Annotated in this window: 22 protein-coding genes; 15 read left to right on the forward strand and 7 right to left on the reverse strand. The window is 56.8% G+C overall.

All coding sequences use genetic code 11. From position 1 onward, the window contains the following. Positions 1–116 precede the first annotated feature (116 nt). Positions 117–1,322 carry a serine-type D-Ala-D-Ala carboxypeptidase gene (gene dacC / locus L3068_RS06925; protein WP_117580704.1) on the forward strand — a complete coding sequence of 402 codons (1,206 nt, stop codon included), beginning with the start codon at positions 117–119 and terminating at the stop codon, positions 1,320–1,322. 67 nt (positions 1,323–1,389) lie between these two features. Here the strand turns inward: dacC and deoR are convergent, their stop codons facing one another. From deoR to L3068_RS06940, 3 genes are all read right to left on the reverse strand, one after another. Continuing rightward, on the reverse strand, positions 1,390–2,148 hold the full coding sequence (gene deoR, locus L3068_RS06930; RefSeq protein WP_180261925.1) for a DNA-binding transcriptional repressor DeoR: 759 nt from the start codon (positions 2,146–2,148) through the stop codon (positions 1,390–1,392). Positions 2,149–2,215: 67 nt separating this feature from the next. Next, the gene (ybjG, locus tag L3068_RS06935; RefSeq protein WP_014883142.1) at positions 2,216–2,824 is read right to left on the reverse strand and encodes an undecaprenyl-diphosphate phosphatase; all 609 of its coding nucleotides are present in this window, start codon (positions 2,822–2,824) and stop codon (positions 2,216–2,218) included. A 7-nt stretch (positions 2,825–2,831) separates the two neighbouring features. Continuing rightward, positions 2,832–3,560: a phosphatase PAP2 family protein gene (locus tag L3068_RS06940; RefSeq protein ID WP_117580588.1), complete on the reverse strand. Its 729-nt coding sequence runs from the start codon at positions 3,558–3,560 to the stop codon at positions 2,832–2,834. Positions 3,561–3,728: 168 nt separating this feature from the next. On the opposite strand from L3068_RS06940, the gene L3068_RS06945 reads away from it, so the two are divergent. Next, positions 3,729–4,961 carry an MFS transporter gene (locus L3068_RS06945; RefSeq protein ID WP_032637112.1) on the forward strand — a complete coding sequence of 411 codons (1,233 nt, stop codon included), beginning with the start codon at positions 3,729–3,731 and terminating at the stop codon, positions 4,959–4,961. A gap of 60 nt (positions 4,962–5,021) precedes the next feature. Here L3068_RS06945 and L3068_RS06950 read toward each other — a convergent pair whose 3' ends face one another. Both L3068_RS06950 and L3068_RS06955 read right to left on the reverse strand, forming a co-directional pair. Then, positions 5,022–5,834, reverse strand: a complete 813-nt coding sequence (locus L3068_RS06950) for a Cof-type HAD-IIB family hydrolase (protein ID WP_117580587.1) — start codon at positions 5,832–5,834, stop codon at positions 5,022–5,024. Beyond that, positions 5,824–7,038, reverse strand: coding sequence for an MFS transporter (locus tag L3068_RS06955; RefSeq protein WP_117580585.1), 1,215 nt, complete (start codon positions 7,036–7,038; stop codon positions 5,824–5,826). The genes L3068_RS06950 and L3068_RS06955 overlap by 11 nt, the downstream gene beginning before the upstream one ends. An 81-nt stretch (positions 7,039–7,119) precedes the next feature. On the opposite strand from L3068_RS06955, the gene L3068_RS06960 reads away from it, so the two are divergent. Continuing rightward, on the forward strand, positions 7,120–7,671 hold the full coding sequence (locus L3068_RS06960) for a TetR/AcrR family transcriptional regulator (protein WP_014883147.1): 552 nt from the start codon (positions 7,120–7,122) through the stop codon (positions 7,669–7,671). Positions 7,672–7,921: 250 nt separating this feature from the next. On the opposite strand, the gene L3068_RS06965 is transcribed toward L3068_RS06960, so the two are convergent. Beyond that, positions 7,922–9,607 carry an aspartate:alanine antiporter gene (locus L3068_RS06965; protein ID WP_014169303.1) on the reverse strand — a complete coding sequence of 562 codons (1,686 nt, stop codon included), beginning with the start codon at positions 9,605–9,607 and terminating at the stop codon, positions 7,922–7,924. Between the two features lie 279 nt (positions 9,608–9,886). Between L3068_RS06965 and L3068_RS06970 the strand changes: the two genes are divergently transcribed. Beyond that, positions 9,887–10,255 (forward strand): inner membrane protein YbjM, encoded by a 369-nt coding sequence (locus L3068_RS06970; RefSeq protein WP_014883148.1) that lies wholly within the window; start codon positions 9,887–9,889, stop codon positions 10,253–10,255. A 30-nt stretch (positions 10,256–10,285) separates the two neighbouring features. On the opposite strand, the gene L3068_RS06975 is transcribed toward L3068_RS06970, so the two are convergent. Next, positions 10,286–10,555 carry a GrxA family glutaredoxin gene (locus tag L3068_RS06975; RefSeq protein ID WP_014883149.1) on the reverse strand — a complete coding sequence of 90 codons (270 nt, stop codon included), beginning with the start codon at positions 10,553–10,555 and terminating at the stop codon, positions 10,286–10,288. A 183-nt stretch (positions 10,556–10,738) separates the two neighbouring features. Here L3068_RS06975 and nfsA point away from each other — a divergent pair, with 183 nt between their 5' ends. From nfsA to L3068_RS07030, 11 genes are all read left to right on the forward strand, one after another. Next, positions 10,739–11,461, forward strand: coding sequence for a nitroreductase NfsA (nfsA, locus tag L3068_RS06980; protein ID WP_014883150.1), 723 nt, complete (start codon positions 10,739–10,741; stop codon positions 11,459–11,461). A 51-nt stretch (positions 11,462–11,512) separates the two neighbouring features. Then, on the forward strand, positions 11,513–12,415 hold the full coding sequence (gene rimK, locus L3068_RS06985; protein ID WP_032628797.1) for a 30S ribosomal protein S6--L-glutamate ligase: 903 nt from the start codon (positions 11,513–11,515) through the stop codon (positions 12,413–12,415). Positions 12,416–12,478: 63 nt separating this feature from the next. Then, positions 12,479–12,955, forward strand: a complete 477-nt coding sequence (locus L3068_RS06990) for a YbjN domain-containing protein (protein ID WP_003858385.1) — start codon at positions 12,479–12,481, stop codon at positions 12,953–12,955. 351 nt (positions 12,956–13,306) lie between these two features. Next, positions 13,307–14,419, forward strand: a complete 1,113-nt coding sequence (potF, locus tag L3068_RS06995; RefSeq protein ID WP_117580582.1) for a spermidine/putrescine ABC transporter substrate-binding protein PotF — start codon at positions 13,307–13,309, stop codon at positions 14,417–14,419. Between the two features lie 98 nt (positions 14,420–14,517). Beyond that, positions 14,518–15,651: a putrescine ABC transporter ATP-binding subunit PotG gene (gene potG / locus L3068_RS07000; RefSeq protein ID WP_023336982.1), complete on the forward strand. Its 1,134-nt coding sequence runs from the start codon at positions 14,518–14,520 to the stop codon at positions 15,649–15,651. A 10-nt stretch (positions 15,652–15,661) separates the two neighbouring features. Next, on the forward strand, positions 15,662–16,597 hold the full coding sequence (potH, locus tag L3068_RS07005; protein WP_014883154.1) for a putrescine ABC transporter permease PotH: 936 nt from the start codon (positions 15,662–15,664) through the stop codon (positions 16,595–16,597). Next, positions 16,594–17,439: a putrescine ABC transporter permease PotI gene (gene potI, locus L3068_RS07010; protein WP_014883155.1), complete on the forward strand. Its 846-nt coding sequence runs from the start codon at positions 16,594–16,596 to the stop codon at positions 17,437–17,439. Before potH ends, potI begins: the two co-directional genes overlap by 4 nt. A 20-nt stretch (positions 17,440–17,459) precedes the next feature. Then, positions 17,460–17,978 (forward strand): YbjO family protein, encoded by a 519-nt coding sequence (locus tag L3068_RS07015; RefSeq protein WP_117580580.1) that lies wholly within the window; start codon positions 17,460–17,462, stop codon positions 17,976–17,978. Between the two features lie 40 nt (positions 17,979–18,018). After that, positions 18,019–19,158, forward strand: coding sequence for a 23S rRNA (uracil(747)-C(5))-methyltransferase RlmC (gene rlmC / locus L3068_RS07020; RefSeq protein ID WP_117580578.1), 1,140 nt, complete (start codon positions 18,019–18,021; stop codon positions 19,156–19,158). Positions 19,159–19,263: 105 nt separating this feature from the next. Next, on the forward strand, positions 19,264–19,971 hold the full coding sequence (locus L3068_RS07025; protein WP_023332505.1) for a response regulator transcription factor: 708 nt from the start codon (positions 19,264–19,266) through the stop codon (positions 19,969–19,971). Continuing rightward, entirely contained in the window at positions 19,955–21,424 is a 1,470-nt protein-coding gene (locus tag L3068_RS07030) for a sensor histidine kinase (protein WP_117580702.1), read from the forward strand. Before L3068_RS07025 ends, L3068_RS07030 begins: the two co-directional genes overlap by 17 nt. Positions 21,425–21,435 lie beyond the last annotated feature (11 nt).

A 21,435-nucleotide genomic window follows, 5' to 3' on the forward strand; every position in this document is an offset into this window, starting at 1 on the left:
CTTTAATAACTTTACCCTCGCTGGGTTTCTTTCACCGTTTTAGTGCGCTATTACTCATCGCTTCTTGCGACACGGTGATGTGACGTAATTTTTGAATGGACACTCGGGTGGCATTTATGACGCGAAAAATGACTTCTCTGCGCAGCCTGGCGGCAGGCTCTGCGCTCCTTTTCCTGTTTGCACCAACTCTCTACGCAGCAGAACAGGCTGCGCCCGAAGCGCCACCGGTGGATGCGCGCGCCTGGATCCTGATGGACTATGCCAGCGGGAAAGTGCTGGCGGAAGGCAATGCCGATGAGAAACTCGATCCGGCCAGCCTGACCAAAATCATGACCAGCTATGTGGTCGGCCAGGCCTTGAAAGCCGGTAAGATCAAGCTGGACGATATGGTCACCATCGGAAAGGACGCCTGGGCGACCGGTAACCCCGCGCTGCGCGGGTCATCGGTGATGTTCCTGAAGCCAGGGGATCAGGTGTCCGTTTCCGATCTGAACAAAGGTGTAATTATTCAGTCGGGAAATGACGCGTGTATCGCGCTGGCCGATTATGTGGCCGGCAGTCAGGATTCTTTCATTGGTTTGATGAATGGCTATGCGCAGAAACTCGGCTTAACCAACACGACATTCAAAACAGTTCACGGCCTGGATGCGCCGGGACAGTTCAGTACCGCGCGCGACATGGCGCTGTTGGGGAAAGCGCTGATCCACGACGTACCGGATGAATACGCGATCCACAAAGAGAAAGAGTTTACCTTCAACAAAATTCGCCAGCCGAACCGTAACCGTCTCCTGTGGAGCAGCAACGTTAACGTGGACGGCATGAAGACCGGCACCACGGCGGGCGCGGGCTATAACCTGGTGGCCTCTGCGACGCAGGGCGACATGCGTTTGATCTCGGTTGTGCTGGGCACCAAAACCGACCGCATCCGGTTTAACGAATCAGAAAAACTGCTGACCTGGGGCTTCCGTTTCTATGAAACCGTGACGCCGATTAAACCGGATGCCACGTTCGTCAGCCAGCGCGTCTGGTTTGGGGACAAGAGTGAAGTGAATCTCGGGGCGGGGGAAGCCGGTTCCGTGAGCATTCCACGCGGTCAGCTGAAAAACCTGAAGGCCAGCTATACCCTGACCGACCCGCAGCTCACCGCGCCGTTGAAAAAAGGCCAGGTGGTCGGGACGATTGATTTCCAGTTAAACGGTAAGTCAATTGAACAGCGTCCGCTGATCGTGATGGAAGCGGTAGAAGAGGGTGGCTTCTTCAGCCGGATGTGGGATTTCGTATTGATGAAATTCCACAGCTGGTTTGGCAGCTGGTTCAGCTAATCCATCATGCTTTTCTCCCTCTCCCTGTGGGAGAGGGGCGGGGTGAGGGCATCAGACCGCACCCCTCTCAATATATCAACTTCACCTGCTGCGCCTTCGCATGGGCCACAATTTCCTCATCCGGGCGGCAATCGCTGACGATGGCGTCAAACTGCGCCAGCTCGCCCATTCTTGCCGACCGCACCTTACCAAACTTACTGTGATCGACCACCAGCACATGGTATTGCGCGGCGCTTAATGCCCAGTGCTTTACCGGCAGCTCCTCCAGGTTAAAGCAGGTCGCCCCCTGACGCACATTCACGCCCGCGGCGGAATAGAACGCGATGTCCGGACATAAGTTGCTGAGCGTGTCCTGCAGGTTGAGCGGCTTAAAGATAGCGTTGCTGGCGTGAAACTCACCGCCGCAGAGGATCACCCGGCACTCGGGTTTCTCCTGCAGCGCCAGAAAGGTGTTCAGGGAGTAACACACGGCGGTAAAGGGAATACTGCTGTCGATGGCTTCGATAATCCACGGAGTGGTGGTGCCGCAGTCAAAAAACAGCGTCTGGTGCGGCTGTACCAGCGTGGCGGCCAGGCGCGCGGCTTTGCGTTTCTCTTCCACCAGACGCGTTTTCTGATCGCTTATCAGATAATGGCTGGCGCTACGCGGCTCAAGCACAATGTACCCGCCCAGCAGTACCACGGGAGCGCTGTCGCTGTTCAGATCACGACGAATGGTCATCTCTGAGACGCCGAGGAGGTTGGCGGCTTCCTTAAGATGCAGCTTATCACTACGCTTCAGCGCCTGAAGCAGCTGAGCTATGCGGTCATCGCGTCGTGTTTCCATAGTTCCTCAGGATAAAAAAAATGAGCCCCCGCAGGGCGGGGGCTCAGTGTAACCTGTCCGGTTGGGGTTAGTCACGTATCCAGCCTTTGCGGATCGGGAGGGCAAAAATGGCGCGATAAAGGGAAGAGAGCCCCCGGTAGAGCGCTTCACCGAAGAGATTCCACAGGATTGCCGCGCTCACGCAGCCAATCAGTCCTACCAGGAAACCGCCGACCATATCCAGCGGCCAGTGGACGCCAAGATACACGCGGGACCAGGCGATCGCCGCGGCTGCCACCATCAGCACCGCACCAGACCACAGGCGATGCCAGAACAGGAAAGCCAGCGCGAAGGTGAAGATAACCGTACCGTGATCGCTCGGGAAGGAGTCATCCGGCGCGTGGTGCAGGAAGGTATAACCGACATGGTCGACAAAAGGACGATCGTGCGGGAACGCATGGCCGAGAATATAACTAACCAGTACGCTGACCCCGAGCGCCATCGCGACTTTGATCACCAGCTGGCGCTGTGCCTTCACCTGACTGCGAGGGCCCCAGAGCCAGAGGACAGCGGCCAGCACAGGCACGATACTAATCAGATCTTTTGCCAGGAAGGTGGCGAAATCAATCATCCACTCTGGCGAGGCCGGTGTGGCGTTGATCAGATAAAACAGCTGATAATTCAGATTCTCTAGCATAGCGTTATTACTCTTTTGCAAACCGGGTGGAAACCAGCCCGTAGACGGCCACCTGGGAAAACCAAACCCACCACCCGGCCCACAGGTTGTGAGAGAAAAAATGTGCCCCGCGCATCACCTGACCGAAGCCCATCGCCAGACCCAGCAGCACGCCGAGGGCAACAAAGCTCCAGGCGAGACGTGGACGCTCGCGCCAGAAGGCAAAAAACAGCCCCATCACCATAAAACCGCTGGAGGCATGGCCGCCGGGGAAACAGCGCCCCGGACCGCTGTCTGTCGGGACGGCGCTAAACAGGGGGTAAGACATCGCCTTCCCGCCATACTCCACCAGATCCCACGGGCAGCTGTGGTGGCTAATGCTTTTCAGTACGCCCACTACCAGCGCGCCAAGCCCCATCAGCAGCGCCGCCGTAACCAGCCTGGCGTTACGTTTGTAAGCGCCGTAAAGCAGCGCCACGGCACCTAAGGCGATGGCGATGTACTTCGCCAGACGATGGTTGAGCAAATCCAGCAGGTGGTCTTTCTGCAGCGGGAAGCTCTGCGTCGCCGCGTCATACCAAAAACCGGTGATCCATCTGTCGAGCGCTTCATCGCGCGAAAGCCACGTAAACACCACGGCAAGGACTAACAGCACGAAAAGCTGATAACCATAAAAGTGGGAGGGTAAGCGGTAAAGTCGTTTTGTCTTATTTGTCTGTAAGTTAGACAATTCTGAACGGCTGGAAGTGAGTGCCATAATTTGGGATCGTTGACGAGTAATCGGGCTATCATAAATCTGTCAACTTAAGGAAACCTTAAACGAAGACGATATGTGCTTTATTTCTGTTTATCCTCGATAAATCACTATCTCGGGCTGCGGCATTTCATTACACTCGTCGCGATTTTGTCATTTTAAAGAGATTGCATGTTAAACCGTTCTTCTTCTGGTTCACGTCTGGGTCGTCAGGCGTTGCTTTTCCCCCTGTGTCTGGTGCTCTACGAATTCTCCACCTATATCGGCAACGATATGATCCAGCCCGGCATGCTGGCCGTTGTGGAGCAGTACAACGCGGGAATTGAATGGGTGCCGACCTCCATGACCGCCTATCTGGCTGGCGGCATGTTTTTACAGTGGCTGTTAGGGCCGCTGTCGGATCGTATTGGCCGCCGTCCGGTGATGCTGACCGGCGTGGTGTGGTTTATCGTCACCTGTCTCGCTACGCTGCTGGCGCAAAATATCGAGCAATTTACCCTGCTGCGTTTCCTGCAGGGGGTGAGCCTGTGCTTTATCGGTGCCGTGGGGTATGCCGCCATTCAGGAGTCGTTTGAAGAGGCGGTGTGTATCAAAATTACCGCGCTCATGGCAAACGTGGCGCTGATTGCCCCTTTACTCGGGCCGCTGGTGGGCGCCGCGTGGGTACATGTTGCGCCCTGGGAAGGGATGTTTATCCTCTTTGCGGTTCTCGCCGCTATCGCGTTCTTTGGCCTGCACCGCGCAATGCCGGAAACGGCGACCCGTCTGGGTGAAAAACTCTCGCTCAAGGAGCTGGGCCGGGATTACAAAGAAGTGCTGAAGAATGGCCGCTTTCTGGCGGGGGCGCTGGCGACCGGGTTTGTGAGCCTGCCGCTGCTGGCATGGATTGCGCAGTCTCCGGTCATTATCATCAGCGGTGAAAAGCTCAGCAGCTACGAGTACGGTCTGCTGCAGGTGCCGATTTTTGGCGCGCTGATTATCGGTAACCTGGTGCTGGCACGTCTGACGTCACGCCGCACCGTGCGTTCACTGATTATTATGGGTGGCTGGCCGATTGCAGCAGGGCTGATTCTGGCCGCGGTGGCGACCGTTGCGTCATCCCACGCTTATCTGTGGATGACGGCGGGGCTCAGCCTTTATGCTTTCGGGATTGGCGTGGCGAACGCCGGGCTGGTGCGCCTGACGCTGTTTGCCAGCGAGATGAGTAAAGGCACGGTGTCCGCGGCGATGGGTATGCTGCAGATGCTGATTTTTACCGTCGGTATCGAGGTGAGCAAGCACGCTTACGCGATGGGCGGCAACGGTCTGTTCAGTCTGTTTAACCTCGCCAACGGCGTGCTGTGGGTTGGCCTGATGGTGGTGTTCCTGAAGGATAAACGCGTCGGCAACGCCCTGCAACCGTAATCTGTTTATTCCCTCTCCCACAGGGAGAGGGTTAGGGTGAAGGCACCAGACCGCACGATATCAATTAAACGGTGCCTCCCCGTTCAACACCTTCTCAATCACATCCAGCACACCTTCCTCGTTATTATGCGGCGCTTCAAACCGCGCCACCGCTTTAATATGCGGTCTGGCATTCGCCATCGCAAAGCTGAACCCGGACTGACGCAACATCTCCACGTCGTTGCCGCTGTCACCGAAGGCAACTACTTCACTGTCCTCTATGCCCCAGCGCTGTTGCAGGATCCGCAGGCCGTTGGCTTTGTGCACGCTGGGGATAATCAGGTCGATACTGCCGTGGCCGGTTGTCACGGGCACCATAATGTCGTTAAGCTTTTCATGCAGCATCGCCTGGATGCGCGGAATTTCATGGTCTGACACGTTCAGCCCAAACTTGAAGAAAATGTCGTTCAGGTTGTCGAAATCACTCACCATTTCGAGCCGGTGATAGTACTTCGCGGCGATATCCTTAAAGTTATCGTCATAGCATTTCAGCGTATAGGCGCTGTTTTTTCCGCAGGCGATAATCTCAATGCCCGGAACGTCGTTTAATACATTCGCGACGGTCTCGAAATGGGCTTTCGACAATTCACCGTTAAAGACATCCTCTCCGGCGCTCACGACCCAGCCGCCGTTCTCAGCGACGAACGCAATTTCATGCGCAATCTCCGGGAAAAAGGAGATCAGCTGATAGTACTGGTTGCCGCTGGCGACCACGAAGCGAATGCCTTGCGCCTTCATGCGGGCGTACTGCGCCAGAAAGCGCGGGCGGTTATAGGTCTTTGCATCACTCAGGAATGTGCCATCCATGTCGACGGCGATCAGTTTAACGCTCATATCCCTTCTCCAGTGTCGTTTGTTTCGTTTCCGGCTTTGCCACCGCGCGCGCCACCAGCGCGGCGATGATCACCAACCCTAACACCACCAGCATGGCGCTGCGCAGCCCGTAGTGTTCACCCAGGAAGCCGAGCAGCGGCGGCCCCACCAGGAAGGCGAGGTAGCCCGTTGTCGCCACCACGCTGACGCGCTTCGGGGCATCCGGCCCGGTGTCGCTGGCGGCGGAAATGGTCAGCGGGAAGCCGAGTGACGCCCCCAGTCCCCAGAGGATCACCGAGACGCCGGCAATCCAGTCCACGTCCACAAAGATAATCATCGCAATCCCCAGGCCGCCCAGCAGGGCGCTGGCGCGCACCACCGCCACGCGGCTGTAGCGGTCGATAAACCAGCCGCCGGTGAAGCGCCCGACGGTCATCCCCAGCGTAAACCCGGCGTAAATCAGCGAGCCGGAGGTCGGGCTAAAGCCGTGACCGTCCACCATCAGCAGCGGGAGCCAGTCGTTGGCGGAGCCTTCTGCAAACGCCATCGCCAGTACCACCACGCCGATCAGCATCAGCTGGAAATCGCGGTAGAAGGGGAGTCCTTTTTCGGCTGACGAGCGTTCGTCAGCAGAGTTTTTACCGGTGCCGTCCGGGATGGCCCGGATGCCGGTGAGGATCGGAATGATGCACACCAGCGCCGCCAGCAGGATATGCAGATTGGCGGTCACACCCGTGGCCGTCAGCGCCATTCCCACGCCCGCACCGGCCAGCGTACCGAGGCTATAGAAGCCATGCATCATGGGCAGCACGGTTTTGTTCATCTCACGCTCGACCGCCGCCCCTTCAACGTTGATGGCCACCTCCGCAGAACCGAAGCTGCCGCCAAATACCGTCAGCCCCAGCGCGAACAACACCGGCGAGGCAAACCACAGCGCGACGCTCAGCACCACCATCCCGAACACCGCGCAGCACATGGTGGTGCGGATCACTGCTCGCGTACCAAAGCGCTTCACCAGCCATGCGGAACAGAGAATGCCGCTCATGGAACCGATCGACAGGCCGAACAGCACGATGCCCATCTCAGCCGTAGAGACAGACAAAATATCGCGAATGGCGGGCGTGCGCGTGGCCCAGGAGGCCATCAGCAGACCGGGAATAAAGAAGAACATAAACAGCGCCCACATGCGGAGCTGCAGGGTTTTACGGGGAGAGGTCAGCGTCATTGGGGTAGCACCAGAAGTACAACAATAGCGACAACACTAGCAAGTTTGTGTACATTTGTACACAAACCACGTGAGGAATTTATGAGCAGACCACCGAACGATCCGCATCGCCGGGAGAAGATCCTGCAGGCAACACTCGATACCATTGCCGAGCACGGTATTCACGCCGTCACGCACCGTAAAATCGCCGCCTGCGCGGGCGTGCCGCTGGGGTCGATGACCTACTATTTCGACGGTATGGAGCCACTGCTGGAGGAAGCGTTCACATGGTTTACGCAACAGATGTCGCAGCAGTATCGGGATTTCTTTGCGGGCGTCACCGGGCCTGAAATGGCGTGCGAGTCCATCACCACCCTGATCCACAGTTCGCAGGTGACGACGCCGCACAACATGGCGCTGATGTACCAGCTTTACGCCTTTATGCACCGCAGCGCGGCGCTCAAAACGGTGATGCAGGACTGGATGAAGATGAGCCAGACTACGCTGGAGCAGTGGTTCGATCCGGTTACCACCCGCGCGCTGGATGCGTTTATCGAAGGGATGACGTTGCACTATGTGACCGACCGTGCGCCGTTAACCCGGGACGAGATTCGGGCGATGGTTGGGAGGATTGCGGGGGAGGGAAACGCTTAGACATCGCTCGTTAAGCCTGGCATTACGTATGCCCATGTTTAGAAAAGCTGGATAACGGGCTTTGGTTATTCTTTGTTGGGGTTTATTTAAGGCAACAAAAAACCCATCAACCTTGAACCAAAACGGCGGGGTTGATGGGCTCCACAAATTGGGGACATCAAAGAAAAGCAGTGGCACTAGTTATGACTGCCCCCTGATAAAAAAGTTCTGCGCGTAACAAAAATTTTTTCATTACGCGTAAACTTCAGAGTTATCCGAGTCCTGGCCAGATGATGATGATCAGCGTACCTGCCAGCGTCAGCAGTACGTTGGCGATAGCGTAGGTGCCTGCATAGCCCAGCGCCGGGATGTTGCTGCGCGCGGTGTCGCTGATAATTTCCATGGCCGGCGCACAGGTACGCGCCCCCATCATTGCTCCGAAGAGCAGGGCGCGGTTCATGCGCAGCACGTAGGCACCAAACAGGAAGCAGATCACCACCGGCACCAGGCTGACGATAAGGCCGGAAACCAGCATCTGCCAGCCGACGGCGCCAAGGCTGTGTCCAATGCCGCTGCCGGCGCTTAAGCCAACACCCGCCATAAACACCATCAGACCGAACTCTTTTACCATGTTCAATGCGCCCTGCGGAATGTAACCGAACGTCGGATGGTTCGCTCGCAGGAAGCCCAGCATGATCCCGGCGAACAGCAGACCGGCGGCGTTACCGATTCCGAAACTGAAGTTGCTGAACTGGAAGGTGATCATCCCGATCATCAGGCCCACAATAAAGAAGGCGCAGAAAGCCAGCAGGTCAGTGACCTGGCTGTGAATGGAGATAAAGCCGATGCGGTCGGCAACGGTTTTTACGCGTCGCGCGTCGCCGCTGACCTGCAAAACGTCGCCTTTGTTGAGCACGACGTTGTCGTCGATGGGCATCTCAATCTGGCTGCGGATTACGCGGTTAAGGAAGCAGCCGTGGTCGGTCAGCTTGAGTTGCGCCAGACGACGGCCAACGGCGTTATGGTTTTTCACCACGATCTCTTCGGTGACGATGCGCATGTCGAGCAGATCGCGGTCGAACACCTCTTTGCCGTTTCGGAAGCTTGGGTCGAGACGCGCGTGCGCGTCCGGGTAACCCACCAGCGCGATGTCGTCGCCCATCTGCAGCACCGCGTCACCGTCCGGGTTCGCCAGAATGCCGTTACGGCGGATACGTTCGATGTAGCACCCGGTCTGGCGGTAAATCCCCAGCTCGCGAAGATTTTTCCCGTCTGCCCATGCCACCAGCTCAGGTCCGACGCGGTAGGCGCGGATCACCGGGAGGTAGACTTTACGTTTGCTGTCGGTATCCAGCCCGCGCTCACGGGCGATTTGCTGGGCACTGGTCTGCAGATCCTGATGCTGCAGTTTTGGCAGATAGCGCGCGCCGACAATCAGGCTCACCAGACCAATCAGATAGGTCAGGGCATAGCCCAGGCTCAGGTGGTCGAGCGCTGTCGAAAGCTGTGCGCCAGCCATGCCCGAATGGCGCAGGGTATCCCCTGCACCCACCAGCACTGGCGTAGAGGTCATGGAGCCTGCCAGCATACCGGCCGTTAACCCGATATCCCAGCCAAACAGCTTACCCAGTCCTAAGGCGATCAGCAGTGCGCTGCCGACCATCACCAGCGCCAGCATCAGATAATTTTTGCCGTCGCGGAAGAAAATCGAAAAAAAGTTCGGTCCTGCTTCCACGCCAACACAAAAAATAAACAACATAAAACCTAAGTTGAGCGCGTCCGTGTTAATGCTGAAGTGCTGCTGGCCTAATAATAAGGAGACGACTAAAACGCCAATGGAATTACCAAGTTGAACCGATCCCAGGCGCAATTTACCCAGGCAAAGACCCAGCGCCAGTACCACAAATAATAACAGGATGTAATTCCCATTTAACAAGTCTGCGACGTTTATATTCACGGAGGCTAACTTCTTGTTTACCAGTAAGTTGTTGAATGAAAGGACTTTTTGGGCTACTGTTTTCTGGGTCAGGGAAAGGCGTTAACGCTCCCTGTTTCCTGCTTTATTCCCTAAAACATTAGCTGGCGTGTAGTTTAATCGCATTAGCTACTGACAGCTACTGATTATCGCATCACCCTGTGCGTACTTTGGCAAGGATTGCCGCATTGCTTTATCTGACTGGGCGTCTACCCGACGAAAGTGTATTTGATAGAGATAAGTCAGGAGGATTGTTTGAATATGAAACGAAACTGGGCGGGGGTGATCAGCTGCTTTTTGCTGTTCACGGTCGTATGCATGTCGCTCGCATTTAATGTGAAGGGCGCATTCAGGGCGTCCGGGCATCCGGAGCTGGGGTTGCTCTTCTTCACGCTACCGGGAGCCGCCGCCAGTTTTCTCTCCCGTAAAGGGGAAGTGGTGAAACCGTTACTGGGGGCGATACTTGCAGCGCCATTATGTCTGCTGCTAATGCGCCTGCTGTATGTTTCAACGCGGAGTTTCTGGCAGGAGCTGGCGTGGTTGCTAAGTGCCATATTCTGGTGCGCCCTTGGCGCGCTCTGCTACTTATTTGTGCGCAGCCTGATTCAGCACCGACGGCACCACAAATAAAAACGCCCTCAGGGTGAGGGCGTCCTTTCATTACTGCTCGGCAAACAGGCCAAGATGTTCTTTGGCGTAGGCTTCAAAGTCGGTGCAACCGCCGATGTGTTTCTGATCGAGGAAGATCTGTGGGACGGTTTCAACCGGCTTACCGACTGTTTTTTCCAGATCGGCTTTGGTGATGCCTTCCGCGTGGATGTCCACATAGCGGAAATTGAAGTCATCGCGTTCTGCGGTCAGTTTCTCTGCCAGCTCTTTTGCGCGCACACAGTAAGGGCACCCTGGACGACCAAAAATTACTGCAAACATTTCTCTCTCCTCAAAAAACAAGCCTGACGGCGAATGACACGTATAGTGCCCCATAACCTGTCGTCATTAAAGAAGGTTTCGCCTGTCGTTATAATACCTATGAGCTATGTTTCGCCAATTACACCGCGCAGATCATTGCCTATACTGGCTGCCATACGTTTTAAGCAAGCAAAGAGAGAGAAGATGACACCCACGATTGACCTGCTCCTTTCCCACCGTTCCATTCGCCACTTCACCGATGAGCCGATCACCGAGGCGCAGCGTACCGCCATTATTAACAGCGCAAGGGCGACCTCCAGCTCCAGTTTCCTGCAGTGCAGCTCCATTATTCGCATTACCGACCCGGCGATGCGTGAACAGCTGGTGACGCTGACCGGCGGGCAGAAGCATGTGGCCCAGGCCGCCGAGTTCTGGGTATTTTGTGCCGACTTTAACCGCCATCTGCAGATTTGCCCTGAAGCGCAACTGGGGCTCGCCGAACAGCTGCTGCTGGGCGTCGTGGATACCGCGCTGATGGCGCAAAACGCCTTTACGGCGGCGGAATCGTTGGGACTAGGCGGGGTCTATATCGGCGGGTTGCGTAACAACATTGAAAGCGTCACCGAACTGCTGAAGCTGCCAAAACATGTACTGCCGCTGTTTGGCCTCTGCCTCGGCTGGCCGGCGGATAATCCGGACCTGAAACCGCGTATTCCTGCGGCAATGCTGGTGCACGAGAACCACTACCAGCCGGTCGATCGTGATGTCCTGAATCACTATGATGAAGAGCTGGCGAATTACTATCTGACGCGTGACAGCAATAACCGCCGTGATACCTGGAGCGACCACATTCGCCGCACCATCATTAAAGAAAATCGCCCGTTTATTCTCGATTATCTGCATAAACAGGGCTGGGCGACGCGATAGTCCATTCTGTATGATATGAAGGCTTTTTCCATGTCTTCAGAGAGGTGCAGGGTGAAAATTGCCATATTGTCCCGGGATGGAACGCTCTATTCATGTAAACGCCTGCGAGAAGCGGCGGCAAAACGCGGACACCAGGTTGAGATCCTTGACCCGATGTCCTGCTATATGAACATCGACCCCGCCGCTTCATCTATACACTACAAAGGCCGCAAGCTGCCGCATTTTGATGCGGTGATCCCGCGTATCGGCTCCCAGATCACCTATTACGGCACCGCCGCGCTGCGCCAGTTTGAGATGCTGGGCAGCTATCCGCTCAATGAATCCGTGGCCATTTCCCGCGCCCGCGACAAGTTGCGCTCGTTGCAGCTGCTCGCCCGTCAGGGGATCGATCTCCCCGTTACCGGAATAGCCCATTCGCCGGACGACACCAGCGATCTGATCGACATGGTGGGCGGCGCGCCTTTAGTGATCAAGCTGGTAGAAGGCACGCAGGGTATCGGCGTGGTGCTGGCGGAGACGCGGCAGGCTGCTGAAAGTGTGGTCGACGCCTTTCGGGGACTGAATGCGCACATTCTGGTGCAGGAGTATATCGAAGAGGCGAAAGGGCGTGATATTCGCTGTTTCGTGGTCGGAAATGAAGTGGTGGCGGCCATTGAGCGTCAGGCCAAAGAGGGCGATTTCCGCTCTAACCTTCACCGCGGCGGCATAGCGAGAGTGGCTGATATTAGCGATCGCGAGCGGGACATTGCCGTAAAAGCCGCGCAAACGTTGGGGCTGGACGTGGCGGGCGTTGACCTCCTGCGGGCGACGCGCGGGCCGCTGGTCATGGAGGTGAATGCCTCACCGGGGCTGGAAGGCGTGGAAAAAACCACGGGGGTCGATATTGCAGGTAAAATGATCACATGGATCGAGCGTCATGCCACGCCGGGCTACTGTCTGAAAACGGGCGGTTAAATGGCATTGAACGCACTTTTTGCGTAATCTATGCGAAGTTTTTATTAGAGAGGCTGCACCGCGATGGATTTACAGGTCGTACCAACACTGGATACGTTACGTCAATGGCTCGATGATGCCGGTATTACGTTCTTTGAATGTGATTCCTGCCAGGCGCTGCATCTGCCTCATATGCAAAATTTCGACGGTATTTTTGATGCCAAAATCGATCTGATTAACGACGTGATCCTTTTCTCCGCGCTGGCCGAAGTGAAGCCGTCTGCGCTACTGGCGCTGGCCTCCGACCTGTCGGCCATCAATGCCAGTTCTTTGACGGTGAAAGCATTTCTCGATATACAGGATGATAATCTGCCAAAACTGGTCGTTTGCCAGTCTTTATTCTCCGGGGCAGGGCTCTCCTTCAAGCAGTTCGCCTGGTTTATGCGCTTGAGTGAAGAGCAAATTTCCATGGTCATGATGGAAGCCAATGCACACCATCTGCTGTATAGCGCGGAAGATGATGCAGAGAATAATGATGCATCTCCCAATTTTCTTCACTAAGGCTGCCTGACTTTTGCGCAGTCGCTGCCATGGCGGCTGCATTAGGCCATTTTTTCTGCTGCTTTTAACCTTTCTTTAAAGAATTTTTCACCTCCCCAAAGGCCGTTTCGGCTTATCACGTAGACTAAACCTGCATAAAAAATTGATAAAAGGCGTTTTTTCGTCTGGGCTATAGCCGGAGACACGGGCTACAGTTATTCTTGCGATGCTTCAAAAAGCGAGCGGATCCTGCCGGGTAAAGAGGTTTCTTTTTATTTTGAGCAGAGCGACAAACTATGCATGATTTTTGCATATATCCAGATTGCACAGTTTTAGTTCGTTTGTTAACGAGCTTTCAGAAGGAATAACACTATGATCGCCTTGAATAAAAAATGGTTATCGGGTCTGGTTGCGGGTGCTCTGATGGCCGTCTCTGCCGGCACGCTCGCTGCGGAACAAAAAACGCTGCACGTTTATAACTGGTCTGACTATATTGCGCCGGACACCGTGGCCAATTTTGAGAAAGAGACCGGCATTAAAGTAGTCTACGACGTTTTCGATTCCAACGAAGTGCTGGAAGGAAAACTGATGGCAGGCAGCACCGGGTTTGACCTGGTCGTGCCTTCCGCGAGCTTCCTGGAGCGTCAGCTGACGGCGGGTGTCTTCCAGCCACTGGACAAGAGCAAATTACCGAACTGGAAAAACCTCGATCCAGAAGTCCTGAAGCTGGTGGCTAAGCATGACCCGGATAACAAATACGCCATGCCTTACCTGTGGGCGACCACCGGTATCGGCTACAACGTGGATAAAGTTAAAGCGGCGCTGGGCCCGGACGTCAAGCTGGACAGCTGGGACGTGGTGCTGAAGCCGGAAAACCTTGAGAAGCTGAAAAGCTGTGGCGTCTCTTTCCTGGACGCGCCAGAAGAGATCTTTGCCACCGTGCTGAACTACCTGGGCAAAGATCCGAACAGCAACAAGGCGGATGACTACACCGGTCCGGCGACCGATCTGCTGCTGAAGCTGCGTCCAAACATTCGCTATTTCCACTCTTCCCAGTACATCAACGACCTGGCGAACGGTGACATCTGCGTTGCGATTGGCTGGGCAGGGGACGTGTGGCAGGCGGCGAACCGCGCGAAAGAGGCGAAAAACGGCGTGAATGTGTCCTACTTCATCCCGAAAGAGGGGGCGCTGGCCTTCTTCGACGTCTTCGCGATGCCAGCTGATGCGAAAAACAAAGACGAAGCGTATCAGTTCCTCAACTACCTGATGCGTCCGGAAGTAATCGCCCACATCAGCGACCACGTTTATTACGCCAACGGTAACAAGGCTTCCGTGCCGCTGGTGAGTGAATCGATCCGCAGTAATCCGGCAATTTATCCGCCAGCGGACGTGTTCGCCAAGCTCTTCACCCTGAAAGTACAGGATCCAAAAATTGACCGCGTACGTACCCGTGCGTGGACCAAGGTGAAAAGCGGTAAGTAACCCTTTGTCACAGGCCGGGCAAGCGAAGCGCCCCCGGCAACAGGCGCACCGTTCTGGTGCGCCTGCACCATGATTTGATTTCTGCCGGAGAGCACCCCGTGAATGACGCGATCCCCCGCCCGCAGGCGAAAGTCCGTAAAGCGCTGACCCCGCTTCTTGAAATTCGTAACCTCACCAAATCTTTCGATGGCCAGCATGCCGTGGACGACGTCAGCCTGACTATCTATAAAGGCGAAATATTCGCGCTACTGGGCGCATCGGGCTGTGGCAAATCAACCCTGCTGCGTATGTTAGCCGGTTTTGAACAACCCACGGCCGGGCAAATCATGCTTGATGGCGTGGATCTCTCCAGCGTGCCGCCGTACCAGCGCCCGATTAATATGATGTTCCAGTCCTACGCACTGTTCCCGCACATGACGGTGGAGCAGAACATCGCCTTTGGCCTGAAGCAGGATAAATTGCCAAAAGCCGAAATCACCGCGCGCGTGGCCGAGATGCTGAGTCTGGTCCACATGCAGGAGTTCGCGAAGCGTAAACCGCACCAGCTTTCAGGCGGCCAGCGCCAGCGCGTGGCGCTCGCCAGAAGCCTGGCAAAACGCCCGAAACTGCTGCTGCTCGACGAGCCTATGGGGGCCCTGGATAAAAAACTGCGTGATCGTATGCAGCTGGAAGTGGTGGATATTCTTGAGCGCGTCGGCGTGACCTGCGTAATGGTGACCCACGACCAGGAAGAAGCCATGACCATGGCCGGACGTATTGCGATCATGAACCGCGGGAAGTTTGTGCAAATTGGCGAGCCGGAGGAAATTTATGAGCATCCGACCACCCGCTACAGCGCCGAGTTCATTGGCTCGGTCAACGTCTTCGAAGGGCTACTGAAAGAGCGTCAGGAGGATGGCCTGGTCATTGAATCGCCGGGTCTGCAGCATCCGCTCAAGGTCGATCCTGACAGCGCCGTGGTGGACAACGTGCCGGTCTACGTCGCGCTGCGTCCGGAGAAGATCATGCTCTGTGACGATCCGCCAGCCGATGGCTATAACTTCGCCGTGGGTGAAGTGGTGCACATTGCTTACCTGGGCGATCTGTCTATCTATCATGTGCGTCTGAAAAGCGGTCAGATGCTGAGCGCCCAGCTGCAAAACGAACATCGCTACCGCAAAGGTCAGCCGACCTGGGGCGACGAAGTGCGTCTGTGCTGGGATGCTGACAGTTGTGTCGTGCTGACGGTATAAGGAGCGGCCAATGAGTACACTTGAACCTCCAGCCCGCGCAGCCAGCTGGCTGACGCGCCTTAAGATGAAGCACGGCCGCAAGCTGGTGATTGCCATGCCTTACGTGTGGCTGATCCTGCTGTTCCTGCTGCCATTCCTGATCGTTTTCAAGATCAGCCTGGCGGAGATGGCGCGGGCGATCCCGCCGTATACCGACCTGTGGGAGTGGGCAGACGGGCAGCTGACGCTGACCTTAAACCTCGGTAACTACCTGCAGCTCACCGAGGACCCGCTCTATATTGAAGCCTATCTGCAGTCGCTGCAGGTGGCGGCGATCTCGACGCTCTGCTGTCTGGTGATGGGCTATCCGCTGGCGTGGGCCGTGGCGCACAGTAAACCCTCGACGCGTAATATCCTGCTGCTGCTGGTGATTTTGCCGTCGTGGACCTCATTCCTGATCCGCGTTTACGCCTGGATGGGGATCCTGAAAAACAACGGCGTGCTGAATAACGTCCTGATGTGGCTTGGGGTTATCGATCAGCCGCTGACGATCCTGCACACCAACCTCGCGGTCTATATTGGCATTGTGTATGCCTATCTGCCGTTTATGGTTCTGCCGATCTATACGGCGCTGACGCGGATAGATTACTCGCTGGTGGAAGCCTCGCTTGACCTCGGTGCGCGTCCGCTGAAAACCTTCTTCAGCGTCATTGTCCCGTTGACCAAAGGCGGGATAATCGCCGGGTCGATGCTGGTCTTTATTCCGGCGGTAGGGGAGTTTGTGATCCCGGAGCTGCTCGGCGGGCCGGACAGCATCATGATTGGCCGCGTGCTGTGGCAGGAGTTCTTCAATAACCGCGACTGGCCGGTGGCGTCTGCGGTGGCGATTATCATGTTGCTGCTGTTGATCGTGCCGATCATGTGGTTCCACAAACATCAGCAGAAACAGATGGGAGACCACGGATGAATAACTTACCGGTAGTGCGCTCCCCGTGGCGAATTGCGATCCTGGCGATCGGCTTTACCTTCCTGTATGCGCCGATGCTGATGCTGGTGATCTACTCGTTCAACAGTTCCAAACTGGTGACGGTCTGGGCGGGCTGGTCGACGCGCTGGTACAGTGAGCTGTTCCACGACGATGCAATGATGAGCGCGGTAGGGCTGAGCCTGACCATCGCCGCACTGGCGGCAACGATGGCCTCTGTTCTGGGCACCATCGCCGCGCTGGTGATGGTGCGTTTCGGCCGTTTTCGCGGTTCGAACGGCTTCGCCTTTATGATCACCGCGCCGTTGGTCATGCCGGACGTGATTACCGGCCTTGCGCTGCTGCTGCTGTTCGTGGCGCTGGCGCATGCCATTGGCTGGCCGGCGGATCGCGGCATGCTCACCATCTGGCTGGCGCACGTCACGTTCTGTACCGCCTATGTCGCCGTGGTGATCTCCTCGCGTCTGCGCGAGCTGGATCGCTCGATAGAAGAGGCGGCGATGGATCTCGGCGCGACCCCGCTGAAGGTCTTTTTCATCATTACCCTGCCGATGATCATGCCGGCGGTGATCTCCGGCTGGCTGCTGGCATTTACCCTGTCGCTCGACGATCTGGTGATCGCCAGCTTTGTCTCCGGCCCGGGCGCGACAACGCTGCCGATGCTGGTCTTCTCCAGCGTGCGCATGGGGGTTAACCCGGAGATCAACGCCCTGGCCTCTATCATCCTCGGCGTGGTCGGAATTGTCGGATTTATCGCCTGGTATTTGATGGCGCGCGCGGAAAAACAGCGCGTGCGTGATATCCAGCGTGCAAGACGCGGCTGAAGCATTTAAAATTTCCAGTGATGTGCCGCGTATCACGCGGCGCTGTTTTTCAGGGAAGTAAAACATTGGGATTATTAAAAAAATCACGGCTTACGCACGCTCGTCCTAACGTTCCTGCGCTGGTACAGGTGGCGGCGCTCGCCATTATTATGATCCGCTGCCTGGACGTGCTGATGATTCTGAATACCCTGGGCATGCGCGGTATCGGTGAATTCATTCACCGCAGCGTGCAGACGTGGAATCTGACGCTGGTTTTTCTGAGCAGCCTGGTGCTGGTGTTCATTGAGATCTACTGTGCGTTTTCGCTGGTCAAAGGGCGCAACTGGGCGCGCTGGGTCTATCTGCTTACGCAGGTGACCGCCGCCAGCTACCTGTGGGCCGCCTCGCTGGGGTATGGCTATCCCGAACTGTTCAGCATTGCGGGCGGATCAAAACGCGAGATTTTGCACGCGCTGTTTTTGCAAAAACTGCCGGATATGCTGGTGCTGTTCTTCCTGTTCGTGCCTGCGTCCAGTCGACGGTTCTTCCAGTTGCAATAATGTGTATAATCGCAGCCCCCGTTATTCTTAAGGTTTTCATATGCAGTGCGCACTCTATGACGCCGGACGCTGCCGCTCCTGTCAGTGGATAGAACAGCCGGTCTCTCAACAACTCACCGCCAAAATGGCCGACCTGCAACAGCTGCTGGCTGAACACGCGGTGGAGGAGTGGTGCGCACCCGTCAGCGGACCGGAGCAGGGCTTTCGCAACAAAGCCAAAATGGTGGTCAGCGGCAGCGTCGAAAAACCGCTGCTGGGGATGCTGCACCGCGACGGCACGCCGGAAGATTTAACCGACTGCCCGCTGTATCCCGCGTCGTTTGAACCCGTCTTTGCCGCACTCAAACCGTTTATTGCGCGGGCAGGGTTAACGCCCTACCACGTCGCCCGCAAGCGCGGCGAGCTGAAATATCTCCTGCTGACGGAAAGCCAGCTAGACGGCGGCATGATGCTGCGTTTTGTGCTGCGCTCGGAAGCGAAGCTGGCGCAGCTTCGCGCGGCGCTGCCGTGGCTGCAGGCGCAACTGCCGCAGCTTAAGGTCATTACGGCAAACATACAGCCGGTGCACATGGCGATTATGGAAGGGGAGACAGAGATCTTCTTCACCGACCAGCCTGCGCTGGCCGAAAATTTTAACGGCGTACCGCTGTGGATCCGCCCGCAAAGCTTCTTCCAGACCAACCCGACCGTGGCGAGTGCGTTGTATGCCACCGCCCGTGACTGGGTTCGGGCGTTAAACATTCATCATATGTGGGATCTGTTCTGCGGCGTGGGCGGTTTCGGCCTGCACTGCGCCACGCCTGAAATGCAGCTGACAGGGATTGAGATCTCTGCCGAAGCGATTGCCTGCGCGAAACAGTCCGCCGCCGGGCTGGGGTTAACGAATCTCCACTTCCAGGCGCTTGACTCTACCCAGTTCGCCACCGGCCAGGGCAATGTGCCGGAACTGGTGCTGGTCAACCCGCCGCGACGGGGCATCGGAAACGCACTCTGCGATTACCTGAGCCAGATGGCACCGGATTACATCGTCTACTCCAGCTGCAATGCGCAGACCATGGCAAAAGATATCGCCAGCCTGCCGGGCTACCGCATTGAACGCGTTCAGCTTTTCGATATGTTCCCGCATACCGCGCATTACGAAGTGTTGACGTTGTTAACCCGTAGGCCGGGTAAGGCGTAGCCGCCACCCGGCATGAACCCCGCACAATGTTCAACAAAATGTGAACTCTTCCCCCGCTCGAAATCAGGTAAGCTTACGTCATAAGAAATGATTGAAGGCTGACCCATGAAGCACATCCTGCTGGTGGAAGACGACCACGATATCGCGGCGCTTCTGCGACTCAATTTAGAAGACGAAGGCTACGCCATCACCCACGAGCCCGACGGGGGCAACGCCCTGCAGCGCCTGGAAAAACAGCCTTGGGATGCGGTGATCCTCGACCTGATGCTCCCGAACGTTGACGGGCTGGAGATTTGCCGACGCATCCGTCAGATGACGCGCTACCTGCCGGTCATCATCATCAGCGCCCGCAGCAGCGAAACCGACCGCATTACCGGGCTGGAAACCGGTGCCGATGACTATCTGGCTAAGCCGTTTTCGGTGCAGGAGCTGATTGCCCGCATCAAAGCGCTGTTCCGCCGTCAGCAGGCGATGGGGCAGGCACAAACGGACGGGCAAATTCAGGCGCACGGTTTGACGATCGATCCGCTGGCGCGCAGCGTCCTGCTCCACGGACAGGTGGTGGATCTCACCCCGCGCGAATTCGAACTGCTTTACTTCTTTGCCCGCCACCCTGGCGAAGTGTTTTCCCGTCTGGCGCTGCTGGAGCAGGTCTGGGGTTATCAGCACGAAGGCTATGAGCATACCGTCAACACCCATATCAACCGCCTGCGCATCAAGATTGAGAAGGACGCTGCCGAGCCGGAAATCGTTCGCACCGTCTGGGGTAAGGGATACAAATTTGCGGAGCCAACGCCTGATGCGTCGCTTTAGCCTCAGCCAGCGCCTGACGCTGCTGTTCATTCTGCTGATGATGCTCTGCGCCACCGTCGCCTGCGCGGTACAGCTCTACACCAGTACGCAATACGGCAACGCGATGGTGCAACGGTTGTCGGGCGGACTGGCGCAGCAGATCGTCCAGCGGGAACCGATTCTCGACGCGCAGGGCAGGGTTGACCGCAGTTCGCTGAAACCGCTCTTTGACCGTCTGATGACCTTTAATCCGAGCGTGGAGCTCTATGTTGTCTCACCCGACGGCGACATCCTGGCCGATGCCGCCCCGCCGGGCCATATTCAGCGGCAAAAAATCGATCTGGCCCCGGTTCAGACCTTCCTGAGCGGTACCGCCATCCCGGTACTGGGCGACGATCCGCGCAGCCAGAACAAAAAAGTCTTCAGCGCCACGCCGCTGCGTCAGGACGGCGAGCTTAAGGGCTACCTGTACATTATTTTGCAGGGCGAGGAGTCGAATGCGCTGGCGGACATGGCCTGGCATAAGGCGCTGTGGAGCACGGTGCTCTGGTCATTGCTGTGGGTTGCACTGTTCGGCCTGCTGGCGGGATTACTGGTCTGGTACTGGGTGACGCGTCCGGTTAAACGCCTGACGGAAGAGGTCACCGGGCTTGAGCAGGACAGCATTAGCGCAATCAGGCTGCTGGCAGCAGAGCCGCCGGACGTCGCGGCCAATGACGAAGTGGCACGCCTGCGCAACAGTTTTATCGAGCTGGCGCGCAAAATCACCCGCCAGTGGGATCAGCTGGCCGACAGCGATCGCCAGCGCCGGGAGTTTATCGCCAATATTTCGCACGATCTCCGCACGCCGCTGACCTCCCTGCTGGGTTATCTGGAAACGCTGTCGCTGAAATCCACCACGCTGACGCCTCAGGAGCACCAGCAATATCTCGCCACCGCCCTGCGTCAGGGGCAAAAGGTACGCCATCTTTCCCAGCAGCTGTTTGAGCTGGCTCGCCTTGAGCACGGCGGCATTAAACCGCAGCGCGAGCGTTTCGCGATGGGGGAGCTGATTTCCGACGTGGCGCAGAAGTTTGAGCTCACTGCCCGCACGCGAGAGGTCAATCTGCATATTGACGTACCTGGGCCGTTGCCGCTGGTCAATGCTGATGTGTCGATGATCGAGCGCGTGGTGACCAATTTGCTGGATAACGCAATGCGTCATACGCCGACCGGCGGGGAAATTCGTCTGGCGGTCTGGCAGGAGAATGAACGGCTTCAGGTCGAAGTGGCTGACAGCGGTACGGGCGTGGATGCGTCGCTGCGCGACGATCTGTTCCAGCGGCCTTCGGCGTTGAACACTCAGGCCTCGCGGGAGAACCGCGGCGGGTTAGGGCTGTTAATCGTCAAACGGATGCTGGAGCTGCACGGCGGTGGAATACGGCTGATGGAGTCGGTGAGTGGGGCACGATTCAGGTTCTTTGTGCCGTTGTGAGAATTGCCGGG

Origin of the sequence: Enterobacter cloacae complex sp. ECL414 (genome assembly GCF_021869685.1) — a bacterium.
Classification (GTDB): Bacteria; Pseudomonadota; Gammaproteobacteria; order Enterobacterales; family Enterobacteriaceae; genus Enterobacter; species Enterobacter kobei.

Excerpts from the sequence above, each read along its gene's own strand:
- dacC (WP_117580704.1), top strand. The coding sequence starts at position 117 with ATGACGCGAAAAATGACTTCTCTGCGCAGCCTGGCGGCAGGCTCTGCG.
- deoR (WP_180261925.1), bottom strand. The coding sequence starts at position 2,148 with ATGGAAACACGACGCGATGACCGCATAGCTCAGCTGCTTCAGGCGCTG.
- ybjG (WP_014883142.1), bottom strand. The coding sequence starts at position 2,824 with ATGCTAGAGAATCTGAATTATCAGCTGTTTTATCTGATCAACGCCACA.
- L3068_RS06940 (WP_117580588.1), bottom strand. The coding sequence starts at position 3,560 with ATGGCACTCACTTCCAGCCGTTCAGAATTGTCTAACTTACAGACAAAT.
- L3068_RS06945 (WP_032637112.1), top strand. The coding sequence starts at position 3,729 with ATGTTAAACCGTTCTTCTTCTGGTTCACGTCTGGGTCGTCAGGCGTTG.
- L3068_RS06950 (WP_117580587.1), bottom strand. The coding sequence starts at position 5,834 with ATGAGCGTTAAACTGATCGCCGTCGACATGGATGGCACATTCCTGAGT.
- L3068_RS06955 (WP_117580585.1), bottom strand. The coding sequence starts at position 7,038 with ATGACGCTGACCTCTCCCCGTAAAACCCTGCAGCTCCGCATGTGGGCG.
- L3068_RS06960 (WP_014883147.1), top strand. The coding sequence starts at position 7,120 with ATGAGCAGACCACCGAACGATCCGCATCGCCGGGAGAAGATCCTGCAG.
- L3068_RS06970 (WP_014883148.1), top strand. The coding sequence starts at position 9,887 with ATGAAACGAAACTGGGCGGGGGTGATCAGCTGCTTTTTGCTGTTCACG.
- L3068_RS06975 (WP_014883149.1), bottom strand. The coding sequence starts at position 10,555 with ATGTTTGCAGTAATTTTTGGTCGTCCAGGGTGCCCTTACTGTGTGCGC.
- nfsA (WP_014883150.1), top strand. The coding sequence starts at position 10,739 with ATGACACCCACGATTGACCTGCTCCTTTCCCACCGTTCCATTCGCCAC.
- L3068_RS06990 (WP_003858385.1), top strand. The coding sequence starts at position 12,479 with ATGGATTTACAGGTCGTACCAACACTGGATACGTTACGTCAATGGCTC.
- potF (WP_117580582.1), top strand. The coding sequence starts at position 13,307 with ATGATCGCCTTGAATAAAAAATGGTTATCGGGTCTGGTTGCGGGTGCT.
- potH (WP_014883154.1), top strand. The coding sequence starts at position 15,662 with ATGAGTACACTTGAACCTCCAGCCCGCGCAGCCAGCTGGCTGACGCGC.
- potI (WP_014883155.1), top strand. The coding sequence starts at position 16,594 with ATGAATAACTTACCGGTAGTGCGCTCCCCGTGGCGAATTGCGATCCTG.
- L3068_RS07015 (WP_117580580.1), top strand. The coding sequence starts at position 17,460 with ATGTGCCGCGTATCACGCGGCGCTGTTTTTCAGGGAAGTAAAACATTG.
- rlmC (WP_117580578.1), top strand. The coding sequence starts at position 18,019 with ATGCAGTGCGCACTCTATGACGCCGGACGCTGCCGCTCCTGTCAGTGG.
- L3068_RS07025 (WP_023332505.1), top strand. The coding sequence starts at position 19,264 with ATGAAGCACATCCTGCTGGTGGAAGACGACCACGATATCGCGGCGCTT.